A 19,317-nucleotide genomic window follows, 5' to 3' on the forward strand; every position below is an offset into this window, starting at 1 on the left:
AGGCACCATGAGCAGGGCGTGGGGCGCCACGGGGACCCCCGTGACGGCCCAGGCCCTGATCACCGCTTTGACCGCCAGGGCGTCGTCGCACGTTCCTCACGCGATGCCGTGCGCGCCGTCGCCGACGTCGGTGCGGCCTGCGCCCGCCTGCCGGGTGCCGAGGCGCTCATGGATCCAGTCGTGGAAGGCGCCGATGTGGTGCTCGCTGGGCACGAGCACGCCGCCCTTGGCGTACAGACGGGAGCTCATCGCGGGCTGACAGCGCTCGCAGGCGTCGAAGTCCTGCCGGTTGACCCGGTCGAACAGCTCAACGGAGCGGCTGACATCCCTGCCGCTGTCCACCACGTCCTTGAGGTAGAGCCAGTCGCACTCGACGACGGTGCGGTCGACGGCGACCGGGTACATCCGGTGGAAGATCACATGGTCGGGGACGAGATTGATGAACACCTGCGGCCTGACGGTGATCGCGTAGTAGCGGCGGTCCTGGTCCTTCGAGACCCCGGGTATCCGCTCCAGACCTGCGGAGCCGTCCACGGTGAAGCCCTTGATCTCCGCGCCGAACTCGGCACCGTGGCCCACGTAGTACTGCGCGGCGTAGCCGTCGGCGAACTCCGGTAGCACCTCGGTGAGTTCCGGGTGGATCGTGGCGCAGTGGTAGCACTCCATGAAGTTCTCGATGATGAGCTTCCAGTTCGCCTTCACGTCGTAGACGATCCGCTTGCCGACCTGGAGGTTCTCCATGCCGTAACGCTCGATGGACTCCACGTCGCCGAGCCGTGCGACGACCTCGCCCATGACCTGATCCTCGAACGAGGGCGGGGTCTCGGCCAGGCAGACCCAGACGTAGCCCAGCCATTCGCGAGAGGCCACATTCGCCAGGCCGTACTCGACCCGGCCCACGTCGGGCATCTTGGTGAGGTTGGGCGCCGCGACGAGTTTGCCCGTCAGGTCGTACGTCCACGCGTGGTAAGGGCACTGGAAGGCGCGCTTGACCTCGCCGGACTCCTCCGTGCAGAGCTTGGCGCCGCGGTGCCGACAGACGTTGAGGAAGGCGCGGACGGAGTTGTCCCGGGCCCGGGTGACGAGGAGGCTCTCGCGGCCGACCTCGACGGTCCGGAAGGCACCGGGCCCGGCCAGGTCGGAGGAGCGCGCGACGCAGAACCACATCGCCTCGAAGATCTGCTCCTGTTCCTGGGCGAAGATCCCGGGATCGGTGTAATAGGAGCCGGGGAGGGTGACGATCAGGCTGTCCGGCAGGCTGGTCGAGGTCACAGTGCACTCCTCGCGGGGAATGTCGTCGATCGGTCGTCACGCCGGGGACCAGTACGTCCTGTACGGCGTTGTGCTGTATGAAACGAAGAGCGTGACAAGCAACAGCGGTGATCGCCACCGATGGCGTCAAGGCGTAGCGGCAGCAAGCTGCTTGCGCCAGCGGGTGAACAGGCGCGGCTGGTTCATCCCGAGGACCGCGACCGGATGCCCCGACCGCCTGTAGACCGCCAGGAAGCTGCGGTCGTCCGGGAGCCCCTCCTCGACCGTCACGCTGTCGGCCCCGGCGGAATGCCCGGCGAACTGGATCCGTACGCCGTACTGGTCCGACCAGAAGTACGGCGGCTTGGGCACCCCCGGTGCCGCCGCACCACCGGACAGCAGCGCGGCCACGGCCGCGTCGGGGCGTTCCCGTGCGCCGGTCCAGTGCTCGACGCGACGGTGGACCCCGGCGAGCGGGTCGTACCAGGAGGCACAGTCACCGACCGCGACCACACTGTCAACACTTGTGCGCCCGTCCGCGCCACATGTGACGCCGTTGTCCAGCAGGAGTCCGCTCCCGTCCAGCCACTCGACGCACGGGCGGGCACCCACGCCGACGACGACCGTGTCGGCCGGGAGCCGCCGCCCGTCCTGGAGCAGGACCGCGTCCACCCTCTGCCCGTAGCCGGCCGCCGAGAGCCCCTGAACACCCACGCCGCACAGCAGGCGGACGCCGTGGTCCGCGTGGAGCGTGGAGACCACGCCCCCCATGACCTCACCGAGCGGCCCGGCCAGTGGCGTCGGCGCCGCCTCGACGACCGTCACATCAAGTCCCAGGCCGTACGCGGTCGAGGCGACCTCGGCACCGATGAACCCGCCGCCGATCACCACCAGCCGCCCGCCCCGGGCCAGGTCGGCCCGCAGGGCACGGGCGTCGTCCAGGGTGCGCAGCGTATGCACCCCGGCGAGGCCCTCGCCGCCCGGCAGCATGCGCGCGATCGCACCCGTGGCGATGACGACTCCGTCGGCCCGTACCGACCGGCCGTCGGCGAGCCTCACCGCACGGTCGTTGCGGTCGAATCCGGCGGCCCGGACACCGAGCATCCACTCCGCCCGCAGATCCTCGCCCTCCGCCTCCAGCGCGAGATCCGTTTCGCCGATCTCGCCTGCGAGGAACTCCTTGGACAACGGGGGCCTGTCGTAAGGGCGGTGCGGCTCGTCACCGATCACGACCAGCCGCCCGTCGTAGCCCTGTTTGCGCAGTGAGCGTGCGGCCGAGAGTCCGGCGAGCGAGGCGCCGACCACGGCCACGGTTCTCACGCGGGACCTCCGGCGAGCCGCGCCGCGATGCAGGGCGGCAGATTCGGGGCCTCCGTGGACGGCAGGACGTGAATCATCCCGTCCTCGATCAGGACCTGGTGGGTGCGGACGGGGAGCCTGGCCGGCGGCGAATCGACGGCTCCGGTCCGGAGGTCGAACTTCGAGGCATGCAGCGGGCATTCGACCTCGCCCCCCTCCAGCCAGCCGTCGGCGAGCGACGCGTCCTGGTGGGTGCATGTGTCGTCGATGGCGAAGATCTCGCCGGCATCGGTGTGGAACACCGACACGGGCGGATCGATGTCGAGCCGGTAGGCCTCGCCTCGCGGCAGATCCGCGAGACGGCACGCGGGAATCATCATGACACCTCGGGTGCATATAGCGAAACGGATTGCGGTAAGCGCAACGTCAGTTTGAAGTCCCCCAAAGCCCGTGTCAAGGCATCCCCCGGACACGCGGACCACTTGCTCATGTTTCTTTCTACGCAACACCGTGCGCACTGCACAACTCACGATCCGAAGGGAACGGCATGGCGATCAGTGTCTTCGGGCTGTTCACAGTGGGTACCGGCCCCTCCGGCCCGCACACCGTGGGGCCTGTGGCGGACGCCCGCGCTACGTCACCGCACCGGACGAGGACGGCCTTCAGTCCCGCGTGGGCCCGGTGCGCGCGGAGCTCTTGGGTCGCTCGGGCCACCGGCCGTGGTCACAGCACCGGCGATACCCCTCGGCCGCGAGGGCGAGGGCCCTGAGCCGGTCGAAACCGACACCGACACCACCGACACCGTGGACGACCGGGTGCGCCGGATCCGCAGTGCCTCGACCGCGGCTGTTCACGGACCGGGACCGCCCCGACCGGCGGCCGAAGGGGACACGCCGTGCGCCGCGGTTGCTGCGCGGCGAAGGCACGGATGCGGTCCCGCCCGACAGGTCCGCCAGAAGGTGCGCGACGTCGGCGCCGACATGAAGGTGACGTACAACAGCACCTCGCGGGCGGCCCCGGGTCAGCGTCGTCACGTGCTGACCCGGGGCCGCCCGCGAGGCGGTCAGAACCCGCGGTCGATCCACTCCGGCAGATGCGGGGCCTCCGCGCCGATGGTGGTCGTGTCGCCGTGGCCCGTGTGCACGACGGTGACGTCGGGCAGTGCCAGCAACCGGTCCCGGATCGACTCGATGATGGTGCCGAAGTGACTGAACGAGCGGCCCGTCGCCCCCGGGCCGCCGGCGAACAGGGTGTCACCGCTGAACAGGGCGTTCAGAGCGGGCGCGTACAAGCAGACGGCGCCGGGCGCGTGGCCGGGGGTGTGCAGCACCGTCAGATCGACACCCGCCACCGTCACGAGCTGCCCGTCGGCCAGCCCGGCGTCGGGCAGCCGCTCGGGGTGGGTCTGCTTCCACAGCGGCAGGTCGTCCGGGTGCAGCAGGATCGGAGCGCCGGTCCGGTCGGCGAGTGCGGGGGCGGCGTCGATGTGGTCGTTGTGGGCGTGTGTGCACACGATCGCGCGGAGCGTACGGCCGACGAGCGCGGCCACGATGGCGTCCGCGTCGTGCGCGGCGTCGATGACGACCGCCTCCCTGTCGTCGCCGACGATCCACACGTTGTTGTCGACGTCCCAGGTGCCGCCGTCCAGGGAGAACGTGCCGGAGGTGACCAGGTGGTCGATACGGGCGGCCATCAGAACTGAACCACCGAGCGCAGCACGTCGCCGTGATGCATCCGCTCGAAGGCCTTCTCGACGTCGTCGAGCGCGATCGTCTCGGTCACGAACGCCTCCAGATCCAGGCGCCCCTGCAGATGGAGGTCGATCAGCATCGGGAAGTCGCGGCTCGGGAGGCAGTCCCCGTACCAGGACGACTTGAGCGCTCCGCCGCGTCCGAAGACGTCCAGCAGCGGCAGTTCCAGCTTCATCTGCGGGGTCGGCACCCCGACCAGGACGACTGTCCCGGCCAGGTCGCGGGCGTAGAAGGCCTGTTCGTACGTCTCCGGGCGGCCGACCGCATCGATGACGACGTCGGCGCCGAAGCCGCCGGTCAGTTCGCGGATCGCCTCCACCGGATCGGTCTCCCTGGAGTTGACGGTGTGGGTGGCGCCGATCTTCTTGGCGGTGGCCAGCTTCCGCTCGTCGATGTCCACCGCGATGATCTTCGATGCCCCCGCGAGCCGGGATCCGGCGATCGCCGCGTCACCGACGCCGCCGCACCCGATGACCGCGACGGAGTCCCCGCGCCCGACCCGGCCGGTGTTGATCGCGGCGCCGATCCCGGCCATCACTCCGCAGCCCAGCAGGCCCGCGACGGCCGGGGAGACCGCGGGGTCGACCTTGGTGCACTGCCCGGCCGCCACCAGCGTCTTCTCGGCGAAGGCTCCGATGCCCAGGGCCGGGGACAGCTCGGTGCCATCAGCGAGGGTCATCCTCTGCGTGGCGTTGTGGGTGTTGAAGCAGTACCAGGGCCGCCCCCGCAGGCAGGCCCGGCACTGACCGCAGACCGCACGCCAGTTCAGGATGACGAAGTCGCCGGGTTCGACGTCGGTGACGCCCTCGCCGACCGCCTCCACCCGGCCCGCCGCCTCATGTCCGAGCAGGAAGGGGAAGTCGTCGTTGATGCCGCCCTCGCGATAGTGCAGATCGGTGTGGCAGACCCCGCAGGCCTCGACTTTCACCAGGGCCTCGCCCGGGCCGGGGTCGGGCACGTTGATCGTTTCCAGGCTGACGGGGGCGCCCTTCCCTCGTGCGACAACAGCACGGACCTGGTGAGTCATGGCCACTCCTCGACTGTTCTGAGCCCATGGGACATGCGTTGCTTATTACGGCACGCATCTCACGTGTCGCAACAACAGCATCGTAGAGGCCTGACCCTCGGTCAAGGAGCCTGCGCGCCGGTCCCGGCCGGATTGCTTCGACTGTGCCGCAATCCGCCCCGGCCCCGTGCCATGTCGTTGATATACGCCTCCGCCCTCTGCCCCCGACGGACGAATCGGCCGCCCGAGGGCAGAGCTGCTCCGTCCGCCGTCATGCCGTCTGTGGCACCACGGCGACGGGGCACTGACTGTGATGGAGCACCGTGTGCGCCACCCTGCCGAGCTGGAGACCGAAGTGGCCCTGCCGGCGCCGCGCACCGACCACGACCAGGTCCGCCGCGGCGCTGCGCTCCACCAGCACCTTGTGCGGCGGGCCCTCGACGGTGGAGCGACGCAGCGCGAGCGTGGGGTGCTCCTGTACGCCCTCGGCTACCGCCGCGTCGATCTGGGCGGCCGCAGTTTGCTGGTGCTGTCGACGGTCGGCGCTCTCGTGCACCCGACGGCGCCACGCCCGGACCACCTCGAGTTCGCAGCCGCGTGCCGCGGCCTCCCGGAAAGCGAAGCGGATGGCGCTCGATCCCTCGTCCATGTCGGCGACCCCCAGCAGGATGCGCCGGTAGGCGCCCTCCCGACCTGCTGTGTCACCTCGTACCACGACCACCGGGCAGTGGGCGCGCGCCGCGACTCCCAGTGACACCGAGCCCAGCAGTCGGCCCGTGAAAGTCTCCCGGCCGCGCGCTCCGGTGACCAGCATCGCGGCGTGGCGGCTCTCGTTCACCAGCGCGGTCACGGTGTCCTCCGCCAGAACATCGGTGACGACCTCGACAGCGGGGTTGCGGTGGCGGGCGCTCTCCACGGCGTCACCGACGAGGGTGTCGATCAGCTCCTGCTCCGACGGGCGGTCGGAGCTGTCCGCCGACACGGCACCCTCGTACCGCTCCCACCGGGACGCGTAGACCAGGCGCAGCGCAAGGCCATGGAGAGCCGCCTCGTCCACGGCCCAGTCCACCGCTTCGAGGCTGGGGTCGGAACCGTCGATTCCCACGACCAGAGGCCGCTCCATCGTCCCACCGCCTTTCCCGACCGGGAGGAGTCACTCACTCACCGTCGCATCGGAGCGCCGACGTCGCGAGACGGCGACCCGTCCCGGGCGGCCGAGCGCCCTTTCACCCGCGGGCGAGCAATAAACGGCTGGCAGGGACCGTCCCCGGGTTCGATACGATGACGACGGCCCGCAGACCCGATCCGTCACTGTACGTGACCTACCGTGCGACCTGAGCGTCGCGTCGGCTGCGGCCTCCCGACTTGGGCTCGCCGAGGCACGGTCATCGGCGCCGTACGTACGAAATGGAGCATCCGAGGATGGCTCGACACCTGATCACCAGCGCGCTGCCCTACATCAACGGGATCAAGCACCTGGGCAACATGGTCGGGTCGATGCTCCCGGCGGATGTGTACTCCCGGTACCTCCGCCGGCGCGGTCACGACGTCCTCTACATCTGTGCGACCGATGAACACGGCACGCCGGCGGAGCTCGCGGCCAAGGACGCCGGTCTGCCTGTCGCGGAATTCTGCGCACAGCAGCACGACATCCAGAAGGCGATCTACGACGGCTTCGGCCTGTCCTTCGACCACTTCGGCCGCAGCTCCTCCCAGCAGAACGTCGAGATCACGCAGCACTTCGCGCGGAAGCTGAAGGAGAACGGCTTCATCGAGGAGCGGGCGATCCGCCAGGTGTACTCGGTGACCGACGGGCGCTTCCTGCCGGACCGCTACATCGTCGGTACGTGCCCCTACTGCGGCTACGACAAGGCCCGCGGCGACCAGTGCGAGAACTGCACCCGTGTGCTGGACCCCACGGATCTCATCGACGCGCGCTCCGCCATCAGTGGCAGCAGTGAGCTGGAGGTCCGCGAGACGAAGCACCTCTTCCTTCTGCAGTCCAAGCTCCAGCACGAGGTCGAAGCCTGGCTGGACGGCAACGGCAGCGGCAGCTGGCCGCCGCTGGCCTCCTCCATCGCCCACAAGTGGCTGACCGAGGGCCTCAACGACCGGGCCATCACCCGCGACCTGGACTGGGGCGTGCCGGTCCCTGCCGACACCTGGCCCGAGCTGGCTGCCGAGGGCAAGGTCTTCTACGTCTGGTTCGACGCCCCGATCGAGTACATCGGCGCCACGAAGGAGTGGGCGGACGCCGCGCGAGACACAGACCCGGCGGCGCGGGACTGGAAGTCCTGGTGGTACGAGGCCGACGACGTGCGGTACACCGAGTTCATGGCCAAGGACAACGTCCCTTTCCACACCGTGATGTTCCCGGCCACCGAGCTGGGCACCCGCGAGGCATGGAAGAAGGTCGACTACGTCAAGGCCTTCAACTGGCTGAACTACTACGGCGGTAAGTTCTCCACCTCCCAGCGGCGAGGCATCTTCACGGACGCGGCACTGGAATTGCTGCCCGCCGACTACTGGCGCTACTTCCTCATCGCCAATGCCCCGGAGTCCGACGACACTTCGTTCACCTGGGAGCTGTTCTCCTCCTGTGTGAACAAGGACCTGGCCGACACCCTGGGCAACTTCGTCAACCGGGTGTTGTCCTTCTCCCGCAAGCGGTTCGGTGACGAGGTTCCTGCCGGTCACGAGGCCGGTGACGCCGAGCAGAAGCTGGGCGAGGAGATCGCCCGCCTGCTCGCCGAGTACGAGGACCACATGGAGACGCTGCAGTTCCGCAAGGCCGCGCACGCGTTGCGTTCGCTGTGGAGCGCGGGCAACTCCTACCTGGAGGAGAAGGCTCCCTGGCTGGAGATCAAGACCGATCCGGAAGCCGCCGCGCTGACCCTGCGTACGGCGATGAACCTCATCCACCTGTACGCGGTCGTGTCGGAGCCTTTCATCCCGTCCTCCGCGAAGGCCATGCGGGACGCGTTCGCTCTGCCCGATGACACCGCGGCGTGGGTCACTGCGGAGCAGGCCGGGTCCCTGGATGCGGTGCCCGCGGGCACGGCCTTCGTTGTTCCGCCGGTACTGTTCGCGAAGATCACGGAAGAGGACCTGGAGTCCTACCGTGCGCGTTTCGGCGGCGCCGACACCGCCTGACAGCACCGGTCGCTCCGCACGGCAGGGCCGCGATCCACAGCGTCTCGAGGCCGCGAATCAGCAGTGATCGCGGCCTCTTGGTGTGTGACCGGCTGACAGCCGTATCAAGTAGCGGGCTTCCGACGGGCGCATGACGTCCAGCTTCGTCTAGCTCAGCCGCCCCTGCGCGTGGCAGCACCCACTCGGCGTGGCCCGCATGTCCGCAACGGCGTCCAAGCTCCTCGTCGAAGCGAGCTTCCCCTGTCACGGGTGTCCGCCGTCGCGGCGTCAGCCCTGGCCGGCCCGTGCTACAGGTCCGGCCAGGGCCGAAGTGGGCCGGCTTCACTGATGGCGCGCGGTCTCCCGTCGGGTGCGCGTCGTCCGGAGGAGCACGATGCCCGCGATCAGCAGCACAGCTCCGGCCGCGGAGGGCCACAGCTGAGCGCCGGTGGCGGCAAGCCCGCCCTGTCCGGCCTGTGGCTCGCTGCCTGCGTCAGCCACCACGCCGGTCCCACCGGCGTCCGGCGTGCCCTGCGCACCAGACGTAGCAGCACCCGACCCGGCCGGAACCTCAGCCTTCGCCGGCTTCTGCCCACCAGCGGCATCCGGCCTGTCCTGCGCACCAGACGCAGCAGCACCCGACCCGGCCGGAACCTCAGCCTTCGCCGGCTTCTGCCCACCAGCGGCATCCGGCCTGTCCTGCGCACCAGACGCAGCAGCACCCGACCCGGCCGGAACCTCAGCCTTCGCCGGCTTCTGCCCACCAGCGGCATCCGGCCTGTCCTGCGCACCAGGCGTAGGAGCAGCCGACTCAGCCGGAACCTCAGCCTTCGGCTCGTTGTCGGCCGGAGGGGCGCCGGCGCCGCCGGGACCGCACTTTCGTCCCTCGTTGATGCAACTCACCAGGTTGCGCATGAGGTTGTCGTCGAAGACGTTGATGAAGTCGCCGTGGTCGGTGACCGGCTTGTGCAGCTGCTCCGGGAACGAGTCGACCGCGAACACAGCGGAGTTGTCCCCCTCGAAGACCGGCGGCGGCACGTCGTAGACGATCCGCTGCACCAGCTGCGGAATGGCCTTGAAGCCGTTGCCGCACCGGCCGTTCTGGTCGGCGAAGGCCACATGCGTGCGGTGGTTGGCGCTGTCGATGTTCTGACCGTCCCAGCAGCTCTGGAACTTGAAGGAACGGACCACCTGGCTGCCCTCGGGGCAGATCGGGTACTTGTCCTTCAGCTGGCGGTCCTCGAATCCGGTGCAGCTCCAGGAGGCATTGGCATTGGCGTTGCCGTTGACGAACGCCTTGGCGTCACCCGTGATGATCCGCAGGAAGCGGGGCATCGCGGTGACCTTGCCCACCGGGCTGCCCACGAAGTTCAGCGTGACCTGGGTCGGCGTCCGGATCTCTCCGACGTTCTTGTCCTTGCCGCCGCCATCGGCCTGTGCGTCGGCCTCGTTCTGGCCGTTCTGCAGACGCAGCACGGGCCAGTAATACGTCGACTTGTCACCCTGATCGCGGCAGGTGGTGTCGCCATTGGCCAGATCCTCGTCGCTCGCGAACGCGTCGTTGGCCTGGTTGCCCACGTAGTCGTGCATATGGTGCGCGCCGTTGCTCACACCGGGTGCGACGATCACGTTGTCCGGGTTGAACTTGCCGTTCGCGTTCACACCGCAGTCGGTGGTGAAGGTGCCGCGGGAGCTGCCACGGCGCTTCCGCGGGTTCTGGACATTGGGCTGCACGGACTGGATGTCGACGAAGTCCGACGCCTCGGGGCCGTTACCGGCCTGGCCGCCGGCGTCGCCCTGCTCACCGTTCCCGTTGTTCTGGCCGTCTCCGTTCTGGCCGTCATCCTGGTCCTGCCCCTGGCCGTTGCCCTCACCGGCGTCGGCGCCGTCCGCGTCATCCACCTGCAGAGTGCAAGGGGCCATGGATTCCAGTCCCTGCGGGGGCTGCCCAGCCACGCGGCCGATGGCTGTGGCAATGCGGTCGATGCTCGCCGCACGCTTGTCCTTCAGCGGTTCGAGGACAGCGTTCCGGGCGAACTGCGGATCCCGCTCTATCTGCTCCTTCTCGTCGACGAACCGCTGGTAGGCCTCGGTGATCTGACTGTCCAACGTGGCCAGTTCGCGGTCGACCTCCGGCCTGGCCCCCTCGGGCACCTCGGGGAGCCCGTTCGCAACCTCGGGACACTTGATGGTGGACGCGGAAGGGCCGGCACTCTGGGTCTGATTCTGCTCGTTCCCACCTCCGCCCCATCCTTCGCCCGCGGAGGCGCTGAAGTTGGCCACGATAAGACCACCCCCGCCCAGCATGAGCGCGATGGAGGCAGCAACTACTCTTCTGCCCTTTTTCGAGCGTCTTCGGGATGTATTTCTCAAAGGAACTCCTATGCTTCGTTGCCGGTCGCCGTGAACGTGCGCCGGGTGAGGGAGAAGCGCTGGACTACATACGGAAGAGACCCGGGCAGTGTTCAACGCGATCAGCAATTTGTAGCAGCGCCCCATCGGCGGAGGTGCGCGGGGCGACATCCGGGGGCATTCCGGAGCGGCCTTTCGAACTGACGTCCCGGAACCTGAGGCGCCGCGTTCCCAGGTCCCCACCGGGCTCGCTGACCCCTGTCACATGGCGTGGCGCCCCGGCGCCGTGGCGAGGTGGGTCACCCGAAAGGCCGACTGCGCAGTGCGGCAGGATGTCAGGTCGCGCCGCATCGACTCCGTTCGGGGCCGACGCGACGGCACAACCGCACTCCCAGAATGCACAGGTGGCAAGGTGACGAGACATCACATCCGGCTCCCGGCGGCGACCGTCGCCGCCCGCGCCCTTCTCGGCGGCATCGGAGGGGTGCGGTGAACCGGGACCTCACGCTGCACGACCTGATCGTCGCGGGAATCGCGATGGGCGCCGGAATCGCGGCCGCCCTCCTACTGCGCCTGATCCTGAAATGGCTCGGCGAACGGGCCGGCAGAACCCGCTGGAGCGGCGACGACATCATCGTCGACGCTCTGCGGGCACTGGTCCCCTGGGCCGCGATCACCGGCGGCGCCGCGGTCGCGGCGTCGGTTCTGCCGCTGAACGCCAGGGTCGGACGCAACGTCACCATGACGCTCACCGCCGTGCTCATCATGGCCGCGACCCTCACGGCCACGAGGATCGTCGCCGGCCTTGTGCAGGCCCTGGCCAACTCCAAGTCCGGTGTCGCCGGTTCGGCCACGATCTTCGTGAACATCTCGCGCGTCGTGGTGCTCGCCATGGGTTTCCTCGTCGTACTGGAAACCATGGGCGTCTCCATCGCCCCCCTGCTCACCGCGCTGGGCGTGGGAGGGCTGGCGGTCGCCCTGGCCTTGCAGGACACCCTCGCCAACCTCTTTGCAGGTGTGCACATCCTTGCGTCCAGAACCGTGCAGCCCGGGGATTACATCCGGCTCAGCAGCGGCGAGGAGGGCTATGTCGTCGACATCAATTGGCGCAACACCGTGGTCCGCCACATCTCCAACAACCTGGTGATCATCCCCAACACGCAGCTCTCCGGCACCAACATGACCAACTACCACCGCCCGGAACAGGCGATGACGCTCAACGTCCAGGTCGGAGTCGGCTACGACAGCGACCTGGACCATGTCGAGCGGGTCACCACCGAGGTCGTCGAGAGCGTGATGGAGGACATCGACGGTGGCCTGCCCGACCATGAACCGGCCGTACGTTTCCACACGTTCGGCGACTCCAGGATCAGCTTCACCGTGATCCTGGGGGTCGGCGAGTTCAGTGACCAGTACCGGATCAAGCACGAGTTCATCAAGCGTCTTCACCGGCGCTACCGCGCCGAGGGCATCAGCATTCCCGCTCCCACACGGACCATTGCCGTGCAGCAGGGAGAGCTGCCGATTCCTCCGATTCCCCATCAGCGCTCGGTCACGGAGCCGATGACCGGCGCGGCCCACGGGGAGCCCCCCGTCTGACGACAGGGCAACACGCGTGCCCCGATCGAGCTTCGGCCCAGGAGGAATGCCGACCGCTGCTGGAGTACCAGCAGCGTCGGTGCCCGCTCTTGCCGGGAAGACCCCCCTTCGCCTCCCTCGTATGTCTGCGCCCGGGCGATCGGCAGGAGCAGCCGCATCGCGCCAGTCAGGGTTGGTATCGTCGTCCTGCGCGCCTTTGACCGAGCAGCTTTCGAGCAGGTAGCCGCATTGTTGCCGCCGCAGCTCCCGTCAGCCCGCCGGAACCCGGTTACGGTCGGCGGCCGGCCCGGCGTCCCTGAACTCCCGCGCCCCGCCGCGCCCCTACATGCCGTGTCGAGGCAAGGGAATACGCCGCGCCCGGGCGGGAGCAAAAGTCGCATGAGACGCCTATTTCCGAAACGCGCCGACCAATCCAGCCACTGAAGAACCGGGCCCGTAGCGTGTGCCGGGCGTCGAAGGTGCACTCCGCCGCACGTCACACTCGCCGACGGGCAACGTAGGGGATTCGTATGGCCATCTCCACCGAACCAGTGGCTCCTGTCCCGGTCGCGGAACGTACACCTGGCAGCGTGCTGGTCAGCTGGATCACGACGACCGACCACAAGAGGATCGGCCATCTGTATCTGATCGCCTCGTTCATGTTCTTTGTGATCGGCGGGCTGATGGCCCTGGCGCTACGGGCGGAACTGGCCCGGCCCGGCCTGCAGATCATGTCCAGTGAGCAGTACAACCAGACGTTCACGATGCACGGCACGATCATGCTGCTGTTCTTCGCCACCCCGACCTTCGCCGGCTTCGCCAACGCCGTCATGCCGCTGCAGATCGGTGCGCCCGACGTCGCCTTCCCCCGCCTGAACATGCTGTCGTTCTGGCTGTTTCTGTTCGGCGGGCTCATCGCCACGAGCGGCTTTCTGACCCCGCAGGGCGCCGCCGACTTCGGCTGGACCGCCTACACCCCGCTCAGCGGGGGCGAGCGAACCCCCTACGCCGGCGGAGACATGTGGATCATGGGCCTGGCGCTGTCCGGATTCGGCACGATCCTCGGCGCGGTCAATTTCATCACCACGATCCTGTGCCTGCGCGCGCCCGGTATGACGATGTTCCGCATGCCGATCTTCACCTGGAACATTCTGTTCACCTCGGTACTGGTCCTGCTCGCCTTCCCCATCCTCGCGGCAGCCCTGCTCGTTCTGGAGGCCGACCGCCGATTCGGTGCCCAGGTCTTCAATCCGGAAAACGGCGGCGCGTTGTTGTGGCAGCACCTGTTCTGGTTCTTCGGGCACCCCGAGGTCTACATCATCGCGCTGCCGTTCTTCGGTATCGTCACCGAGATCATCCCGGTCTTCTCCCGTAAACCGATCTTCGGCTACGTCGGGCTGGTCGGCGCCACCATCGCCATCACCGGTCTGTCGGTGACCGTGTGGGCCCATCACATGTTCGCCACCGGCGCCGTCCTGCTGCCGTTCTTCTCCTTCATGACCTTCCTCATCGCCGTGCCGACAGGCGTCAAGTTCTTCAACTGGATCGGCACCATGTGGAGAGGGTCCCTGTCCTTCGAGACACCGATGCTGTGGTCCATCGGGTTTCTTGTGACGTTCCTGTTCGGCGGACTGACCGGCGTCATCCTCGCCTCCCCGCCGATGGACTTCCAAGTCACCGATTCGTACTTCGTGGTGGCCCACTTCCACTACGTCGTCTTCGGCACCGTCGTGTTCGCGACATTCGCCGGGTTCCACTTCTGGTGGCCCAAGATGACCGGCACCATGCTTGACGAGCGCCTCGGGAAGATCCATTTCTGGACTCTGTTCATCGGCTTCCACACCACGTTCCTTCTCCAGCACTGGCTGGGAGCCGAAGGAATGCCCCGCCGGTATGCCGACTACCTGGCCGCCGACGGATTCACCGCCCTCAATACGATCTCCACCATCGGCGCGTTCCTTCTCGGCGCCTCCACACTGCCGTTCCTCTACAACGTGTGGAAGACGGCCAGGTACGGCAAGCGGATCGATGTCGACGACCCGTGGGGGTACGGCCGGTCCCTGGAGTGGGCGACGTCCTGCCCTGCGCCCCGCCACAACTTCGTCACGCTGCCGAGGATTCGCTCCGAATCACCGGCCTTCGACCTCCACCACCCCGGCGTCGCCGAGCTCGCCCACGTCACGAGCGGCGAACGGCGGGACGTCATCGAGCCAGGGAAAGGCGTCGCTCCGCCGCTGGGAGACGACGAGGAAGGAAAATGAGCAGCGGACCCTGATGCCGCGCCTCGCCGAGGACGTGTCCTGCGTCGACGCCGTGCATCGACCTCCCGCTCGAGCCTGCACAAGACCCTGCATGAAGCCGGCGGAGGCGGATATTCGCAGCAGCATCCAGGTCACATAGGTGTTCGTACCGTGGAAGAAGGAGAGTTGCCCATGCTGATGGCTCACCCGGCGGTCCTGAAGAACCTGATCGAGCAGTACGAAACGCTGAGGATCCTCCAGGCCGAGAACGGAAGTGCCGAGGTCCGGCAGCGAATGGACGACATCGCCTACACCCTGTGCGTGTCCACCGGCACCCGCGACGTGGACACGGCCCTCATCGCTGCCCGCCATCAGCTTCCCGGCGCCCTCCCCGAGGACGACTCCCTCCTCACCGGCTGACCATCCCGTACAGCCCTTGTCCGCCCGGATGTCGCCCGACGCCACCGGGAACGGCGTGCGACTTCGCCACGCGTGTGGTGCTCTTGAGGGAGTGGACAACCCGCGGCACTACTTCCCGGGCCCGCCCCATGGCGGGCCCGGGCCCCGCAGACGGTCTCCGCCCAGGAGCGGAAACGGGCTGTGAGAAGGAGGAGCGATGTCCCACACGACGAAAGCGCCCCGACACCTGAGCGGTCTGCGGAACGCTCGCTACGGCGAGATCCTTCTCATCTCGCCGGATGAGGACGGGCTCAAGGCGGCCGTCTACACCACCTTCGGACTCAACGACTGTCCGCCGGAACGGTGGAACGCGCTCGACCCCCGTGCGCTGGCGGAGCAGTTCCAGGTGCCGATGGTGTTCCTGAACGGACCCCGCTTCTGGACGATCGACGAGGTCACGGCGTTCCACTGGGGGGACACGGCGATGTTCGACGGCCTGGAGGCGCGCTGGGTGGCCGAGGTCCGCATCCCCGCGGGGATCGACCTCACCGGGGCGACGGGCAAGAAGTTCTACGTCGACACCACGGTGAAACGGGACACCGAGTACGTCCTGTCCAGCGGCAAGCCGGTGCACACACTGGTCGCCCCGGTCGACCGCACCTACGTTCTCCAGGCGTACTCCCATACCGTGGACGACAGTCAGACGATGGACTCTCTGGCCTCGCTCGGCCGGCGGCTGCAACTCCCGCAAGGCTGGCAGTATCAGGTCCACGTCCCGGAGGACGACCTCGTCGTGCGAACGGTCGCGGGGGACGCCCACGTCGTCCAGGACGAGTTGGAAAACACCTACATGCTCCTCGCCCACGGAGCGTCTCCCGTCCGCAGCCGCTGATGCGCCCTCGGTCCGGACGCCCCCGGCGATGACGCCGAAGATCAACATTCGCGGCGGCACCTGGGACTCGATGAGACACGTGGCTGTCTCCCGGATTGTTCGGTACGCAGGACCGTCCGTCCGGGGCGAGTTGGCGTATCACTGTCCTGCCTGCTTCGAGCAGGGCGCGGGCTTACGCCACGGCGGCGTTGTCCAGGCGCGCTGCGCGCTCCCCGCGGGATGGGATGTGCCGGCCGCCGGGAGGCGGCGCGCCCGCTCAGAGCATCAGGTCGATGGGGAAGCGGCCTCGGCCACAGACCGCGGAAGTCCGTGTGCGGGGACGTGCGGGCGGCCCGCCGCCATGATGCGCGGCACGGTCATGCTCCCGTGGTCGACGCGGGGCGGACGATCATCAGAATGGTCACCACGGCCCACAGCAGGTTGAAGATCCCGGTGAACATGGCGAGCTGCGCGGTGCGACTTCGCTCGACGGGGACGGCTCCCGTGCCGAGTTGCGCGAGCAGGGCGTCCTGGCGGGGCAGTACGAGCAGCGCGAGGACACCTGCCGCGCCGGTGGTCAGCACGATCGAGACGATGAGCCAGGAGTCGCCCAGGACGCCTAGGCTGCTCGCAGTGGCGAAGCCGAACACCGGGACGGCAAGGCCGACTGCGGCGTAGACCCGGCAGATGCGGTGCAGGAGGCGGACCGTTCCCACCGCGGCCGCGTCAGGACCGGCGGCCTGGGCGCGGCGTACGGCGGGGGGAAACATGCTGGCTGCGACCGTGACCGGACCGACGGCGATGATGGCGGCCAGGACATGGAGACAGAGCAGGAGCTTTGTCATCACAGCACGCCCGGTTCCGCGCCGGTGCCCGTGACGCGCCTGCCGGTCACCTTGGTGCCGGGCAGCCGGCCTGCCTTGGCCCGGCCCGTGAGCCGGTCTCCTTCCAGCACGAGTTGGAAGACGAGGTGCAGTCGCATGGGCTTGGTGATCGACTGCCGGTAGGTGATCGCACTGCCCTGGACGGTGACGTCGGTCAGCGGGGCGTGTTCTCCGGACGTGAGGTCCTCGGCGCTGCCGTGCCAGGTGCCGTCGGGCTGTGCCGAGAGCAGGATGCGGGCCTGCTGCTCGCCCAGGGGGGTGTCGATGGTCAGGTGCCAGGTGCCTTCTGCGGGCATGGTGGGGATCTCTCCGGGTGATCGGGTCAGAAGGTGACGGTGGGGGCGGTGCCGCGGCGGGACCACACGGTGCCGCGGCGCTCGTACGCGAACAGCTTCTCCACGCTGAGGGCGACCTGAGGGCCGACCTCGCGCTCGACGAGATAGAGCCCGACGTCCAGGCCGGAGGTGACGCCGCCGCCGGTGATCAGGTCGCCGTCGTCGACGACGCGGGCGTCGACCGAGTCCGCGCCGGTGGCGTCGAGCACATCGAGCCCGAGGTAATGGGTGGCGGCTGCCCGGCCCTCGATGAGGCCGGCCATGGCGAGAATCAGCGAGCCGCCACAGACTGTGGCGACGACGGTGTCCTCGCGCTCGAGCGCCTGCTTCGCCAGGTGCGGAAGATCGGTCTCCAGCGTGCGTCCGAGGATGGTCGGGACGGCATTCGCCGGCTCTTCCTCGCCCAGCTCCGCCGGATCGCGTACCTCGCCTGCGGCACCTGGCAGCACGACGACATCGGCGCGCTCGGGGTCCAGCCGGGCAACTGCTCTCAGGCTCAGCGGCGGTAGGCCGCTGAGTACGTCGCGCGGCCCCTCCGCGGACACCAGTTCCACCTGTACGGCACCGTCGGTGAGCATCCCGGCCGAGTGAAGCACCTCGTAGGGGGCGATGACATCCAGGGGGTCGAAGCCGTCGAACAGTACGAACTGGGCGAGCATCGCGTACCTCTCTCGTCGTGATCAGCGTTTGCCGAACCCACGCTAGAGGGGCACAGAGTCGGAACCCATAGGCGTTTATGACAACCCTCAACGGATTCTCGCCAGAACTGTGAACTGGTGTTTCCTGCTTTGCGCATCAAGTGCCCTCCTGATATGCATGGCGGGAATTCGGCTAGCATGCCAAACATGCATACGGTGGCGGTGCTTGCTCTGGACCATGTCGTGGCATTCGACATGGCCACCCCGATCGAGGTGTTCGGGCGCACCCGACTTCCGGACGGGCGCCGCGCCTACCGGGTTCGGGTGTGCTCACCGGCACCGGAGGTCACGAGCGAGGCCTTCACCGTGCGCGCACCATGGGGACTGGAGGCACTCGCCGAGGCGGACACGATCATCGTGCCGGGCTGCTCGGAACAGGCCCCGTCTCCGCCGCAGGAGGTCCTGGACGCGCTGCGCGCCGCGGCTGCGGCGGGCACCCGGATCGCCTCCGTGTGCTCGGGGGCGTTCATTCTGGCCGCCACCGGGCTGCTGGACGGTCTGAAGGCGACCACTCACTGGATCGGCGCGGCCGAGCTCGCCCGGCGCTTCCCTCTCATCGACGTGCAGCCCGACGTTCTCTACGTCGACAACGGACAGATCCTCACCTCGGCCGGCGCAGCCGCGAGCCTGGACCTGTGCCTGCACATGGTCCGCCGCGATCTCGGCTCCGCCGTTGCCGCGGACATCGCTCGACTGTCGGTCATGCCGCTGGAACGTGAGGGCGGGCAGGCGCAGTTCATCGTCCACGAGCAGCCTCCCGTGCCGCGCGGGTCGGCCCTGCAGCCTGTTCTGGACTGGATCGAGGACAACCTCGCCCACGAGCTCACCCTCGAGGTCATGGCGCAACGTTCCGGAATGAGCGGCCGCACCTTCAGCCGCCGCTTCCGCGAGCAGATGGGCACCACTCCCCTGCAGTGGTTGCTGCGGGCGCGTGTGCGGCGCGCCCAGTACCTGCTGGAGAACAGCGACCACCCCATAGAACGCATCGCCCAGCAGGCCGGCTTCGGGTCGCCGACCGCATTCCGTGAACGCTTCCGCAAGGTCGTGGGCACCACCCCGCAGGCCTACCGTTCCGCCTTCCACGGGCGCCCGCCGGTCCACTCCGCTGCCGCTGCCCCAAACGGCTGACCGGCGGCCGCGGCGCCCCCGCAGGGCTCGTCAACGTGCGTCGAGGGTCAGGAAGTGGTCGAGCTTGGCGCCGAGGATCCCGCGGACACGGTCGCGGGCGGATCCCTGGGCGACTGCGGCCTGTCGGGCCTGGGCCAGCGCCTCGCCGTGCAGGCGCTCGGCGAGCCGCAGGAAGGCGTCGTCCTTGTTGCGTACTGGTGGACGGCGGCGCGGGACATGTCCGCAGTCCTGGCGATGTCTTCCATCGTGGTGCGGCGCACACCGTGCTTGGTGAAGGTCTCGTACGCCGCGTCGAGCACCTGATCGAGTCGCGACGTCATGACACCGGCCTCATCAGCATCCGGACCGCGACGGGACCGGATGGGGCCGGGTCGCTCGCACATTCCGCCCCGC

Annotated in this window: 17 protein-coding genes; 6 read left to right on the forward strand and 11 right to left on the reverse strand. The window is 68.4% G+C overall.

Translation table 11 applies throughout. The features are described 5' to 3' along the window. Nucleotides 1-96: 96 nt before the first annotated feature. The 6 genes from ACFYWI_RS29460 to ACFYWI_RS29485 form a co-directional block, all read right to left on the reverse strand. The gene (locus ACFYWI_RS29460) at nucleotides 97-1,272 is read right to left on the reverse strand and encodes an aromatic ring-hydroxylating dioxygenase subunit alpha (protein ID WP_389238284.1); all 1,176 of its coding nucleotides are present in this window, start codon (nucleotides 1,270-1,272) and stop codon (nucleotides 97-99) included. Nucleotides 1,273-1,398: 126 nt separating this feature from the next. Next, nucleotides 1,399-2,571, reverse strand: a complete 1,173-nt coding sequence (locus tag ACFYWI_RS29465) for an NAD(P)/FAD-dependent oxidoreductase (RefSeq protein ID WP_389238286.1) — start codon at nucleotides 2,569-2,571, stop codon at nucleotides 1,399-1,401. Then, nucleotides 2,568-2,930 (reverse strand): bifunctional 3-phenylpropionate/cinnamic acid dioxygenase ferredoxin subunit, encoded by a 363-nt coding sequence (locus ACFYWI_RS29470; protein ID WP_389238288.1) that lies wholly within the window; start codon nucleotides 2,928-2,930, stop codon nucleotides 2,568-2,570. The genes ACFYWI_RS29465 and ACFYWI_RS29470 overlap by 4 nt, the downstream gene beginning before the upstream one ends. Nucleotides 2,931-3,613: 683 nt before the next feature. Further along, nucleotides 3,614-4,243: an MBL fold metallo-hydrolase gene (locus ACFYWI_RS29475; RefSeq protein WP_389238290.1), complete on the reverse strand. Its 630-nt coding sequence runs from the start codon at nucleotides 4,241-4,243 to the stop codon at nucleotides 3,614-3,616. Further along, nucleotides 4,243-5,328, reverse strand: coding sequence for an S-(hydroxymethyl)mycothiol dehydrogenase (locus ACFYWI_RS29480; protein WP_389238292.1), 1,086 nt, complete (start codon nucleotides 5,326-5,328; stop codon nucleotides 4,243-4,245). The genes ACFYWI_RS29475 and ACFYWI_RS29480 overlap by 1 nt, the downstream gene beginning before the upstream one ends. Nucleotides 5,329-5,578: 250 nt before the next feature. Next, nucleotides 5,579-6,430: a universal stress protein gene (locus tag ACFYWI_RS29485; protein ID WP_389238294.1), complete on the reverse strand. Its 852-nt coding sequence runs from the start codon at nucleotides 6,428-6,430 to the stop codon at nucleotides 5,579-5,581. A gap of 299 nt (nucleotides 6,431-6,729) precedes the next feature. On the opposite strand from ACFYWI_RS29485, the gene metG reads away from it, so the two are divergent. Beyond that, a complete protein-coding gene (gene metG / locus ACFYWI_RS29490) occupies nucleotides 6,730-8,460 on the forward strand; it encodes a methionine--tRNA ligase (RefSeq protein WP_389238296.1) in 1,731 nt (576 codons plus the stop codon). Nucleotides 8,461-8,781: 321 nt separating this feature from the next. Here the strand turns inward: metG and ACFYWI_RS29495 are convergent, their stop codons facing one another. Next, nucleotides 8,782-10,938 carry a DUF1996 domain-containing protein gene (locus tag ACFYWI_RS29495; protein ID WP_389238298.1) on the reverse strand — a complete coding sequence of 719 codons (2,157 nt, stop codon included), beginning with the start codon at nucleotides 10,936-10,938 and terminating at the stop codon, nucleotides 8,782-8,784. Between the two features lie 342 nt (nucleotides 10,939-11,280). Between ACFYWI_RS29495 and ACFYWI_RS29500 the strand changes: the two genes are divergently transcribed. The 4 genes from ACFYWI_RS29500 to ACFYWI_RS29515 all read left to right on the forward strand — a co-directional run bounded on the left by ACFYWI_RS29500 (nucleotide 11,281) and on the right by ACFYWI_RS29515 (nucleotide 15,900). Further along, nucleotides 11,281-12,390: a mechanosensitive ion channel family protein gene (locus ACFYWI_RS29500; RefSeq protein WP_389238300.1), complete on the forward strand. Its 1,110-nt coding sequence runs from the start codon at nucleotides 11,281-11,283 to the stop codon at nucleotides 12,388-12,390. Nucleotides 12,391-12,899: 509 nt separating this feature from the next. Continuing rightward, nucleotides 12,900-14,630 (forward strand): cytochrome c oxidase subunit I, encoded by a 1,731-nt coding sequence (gene ctaD / locus ACFYWI_RS29505; RefSeq protein ID WP_389238302.1) that lies wholly within the window; start codon nucleotides 12,900-12,902, stop codon nucleotides 14,628-14,630. A gap of 171 nt (nucleotides 14,631-14,801) precedes the next feature. Beyond that, nucleotides 14,802-15,029 carry a DUF5133 domain-containing protein gene (locus ACFYWI_RS29510; protein WP_389238304.1) on the forward strand — a complete coding sequence of 76 codons (228 nt, stop codon included), beginning with the start codon at nucleotides 14,802-14,804 and terminating at the stop codon, nucleotides 15,027-15,029. A gap of 196 nt (nucleotides 15,030-15,225) precedes the next feature. Further along, nucleotides 15,226-15,900 (forward strand): hypothetical protein, encoded by a 675-nt coding sequence (locus tag ACFYWI_RS29515; protein ID WP_389238306.1) that lies wholly within the window; start codon nucleotides 15,226-15,228, stop codon nucleotides 15,898-15,900. Nucleotides 15,901-16,256: 356 nt separating this feature from the next. On the opposite strand, the gene ACFYWI_RS29520 is transcribed toward ACFYWI_RS29515, so the two are convergent. Genes ACFYWI_RS29520 through ACFYWI_RS29530 form a run of 3 tightly spaced genes read right to left on the reverse strand, consistent with a single transcriptional unit; the run spans nucleotide 16,257 to nucleotide 17,757 of the window. Further along, nucleotides 16,257-16,724 carry a DUF2269 family protein gene (locus tag ACFYWI_RS29520; protein ID WP_389238308.1) on the reverse strand — a complete coding sequence of 156 codons (468 nt, stop codon included), beginning with the start codon at nucleotides 16,722-16,724 and terminating at the stop codon, nucleotides 16,257-16,259. After that, nucleotides 16,724-17,059, reverse strand: coding sequence for a hypothetical protein (locus ACFYWI_RS29525; protein ID WP_389238310.1), 336 nt, complete (start codon nucleotides 17,057-17,059; stop codon nucleotides 16,724-16,726). The genes ACFYWI_RS29520 and ACFYWI_RS29525 overlap by 1 nt, the downstream gene beginning before the upstream one ends. A gap of 26 nt (nucleotides 17,060-17,085) precedes the next feature. After that, nucleotides 17,086-17,757: a DJ-1/PfpI family protein gene (locus ACFYWI_RS29530; protein ID WP_389238312.1), complete on the reverse strand. Its 672-nt coding sequence runs from the start codon at nucleotides 17,755-17,757 to the stop codon at nucleotides 17,086-17,088. A 186-nt stretch (nucleotides 17,758-17,943) separates the two neighbouring features. Between ACFYWI_RS29530 and ACFYWI_RS29535 the strand changes: the two genes are divergently transcribed. Beyond that, entirely contained in the window at nucleotides 17,944-18,924 is a 981-nt protein-coding gene (locus ACFYWI_RS29535) for a GlxA family transcriptional regulator (protein WP_389238314.1), read from the forward strand. Between the two features lie 47 nt (nucleotides 18,925-18,971). On the opposite strand, the gene ACFYWI_RS29540 is transcribed toward ACFYWI_RS29535, so the two are convergent. Beyond that, nucleotides 18,972-19,307 (reverse strand): helix-turn-helix domain-containing protein, encoded by a 336-nt coding sequence (locus ACFYWI_RS29540; protein ID WP_389238316.1) that lies wholly within the window; start codon nucleotides 19,305-19,307, stop codon nucleotides 18,972-18,974. Nucleotides 19,308-19,317: the final 10 nt, after the last annotated feature.

Source organism: Streptomyces sp. NPDC002889, assembly GCF_042888425.1.
In the GTDB taxonomy this organism is placed as follows: domain Bacteria; phylum Actinomycetota; class Actinomycetes; order Streptomycetales; family Streptomycetaceae; genus Streptomyces.

Coding starts and splice junctions, on each gene's coding strand:
- ctaD (WP_389238302.1), top strand. CDS start 12,900: ATGGCCATCTCCACCGAACCAGTGGCTCCTGTCCCGGTCGCGGAACGT.
- ACFYWI_RS29510 (WP_389238304.1), top strand. CDS start 14,802: ATGCTGATGGCTCACCCGGCGGTCCTGAAGAACCTGATCGAGCAGTAC.
- ACFYWI_RS29520 (WP_389238308.1), bottom strand. CDS start 16,724: ATGACAAAGCTCCTGCTCTGTCTCCATGTCCTGGCCGCCATCATCGCC.
- ACFYWI_RS29515 (WP_389238306.1), top strand. CDS start 15,226: ATGTCCCACACGACGAAAGCGCCCCGACACCTGAGCGGTCTGCGGAAC.
- ACFYWI_RS29525 (WP_389238310.1), bottom strand. CDS start 17,059: ATGCCCGCAGAAGGCACCTGGCACCTGACCATCGACACCCCCCTGGGC.
- ACFYWI_RS29480 (WP_389238292.1), bottom strand. CDS start 5,328: ATGACTCACCAGGTCCGTGCTGTTGTCGCACGAGGGAAGGGCGCCCCC.
- ACFYWI_RS29495 (WP_389238298.1), bottom strand. CDS start 10,938: ATGGGGCGCTGCTACAAATTGCTGATCGCGTTGAACACTGCCCGGGTC.
- metG (WP_389238296.1), top strand. CDS start 6,730: ATGGCTCGACACCTGATCACCAGCGCGCTGCCCTACATCAACGGGATC.
- ACFYWI_RS29470 (WP_389238288.1), bottom strand. CDS start 2,930: ATGATGATTCCCGCGTGCCGTCTCGCGGATCTGCCGCGAGGCGAGGCC.
- ACFYWI_RS29485 (WP_389238294.1), bottom strand. CDS start 6,430: ATGGAGCGGCCTCTGGTCGTGGGAATCGACGGTTCCGACCCCAGCCTC.
- ACFYWI_RS29535 (WP_389238314.1), top strand. CDS start 17,944: ATGCATACGGTGGCGGTGCTTGCTCTGGACCATGTCGTGGCATTCGAC.
- ACFYWI_RS29540 (WP_389238316.1), bottom strand. CDS start 19,307: ATGTGCGAGCGACCCGGCCCCATCCGGTCCCGTCGCGGTCCGGATGCT.
- ACFYWI_RS29475 (WP_389238290.1), bottom strand. CDS start 4,243: ATGGCCGCCCGTATCGACCACCTGGTCACCTCCGGCACGTTCTCCCTG.
- ACFYWI_RS29530 (WP_389238312.1), bottom strand. CDS start 17,757: ATGCTCGCCCAGTTCGTACTGTTCGACGGCTTCGACCCCCTGGATGTC.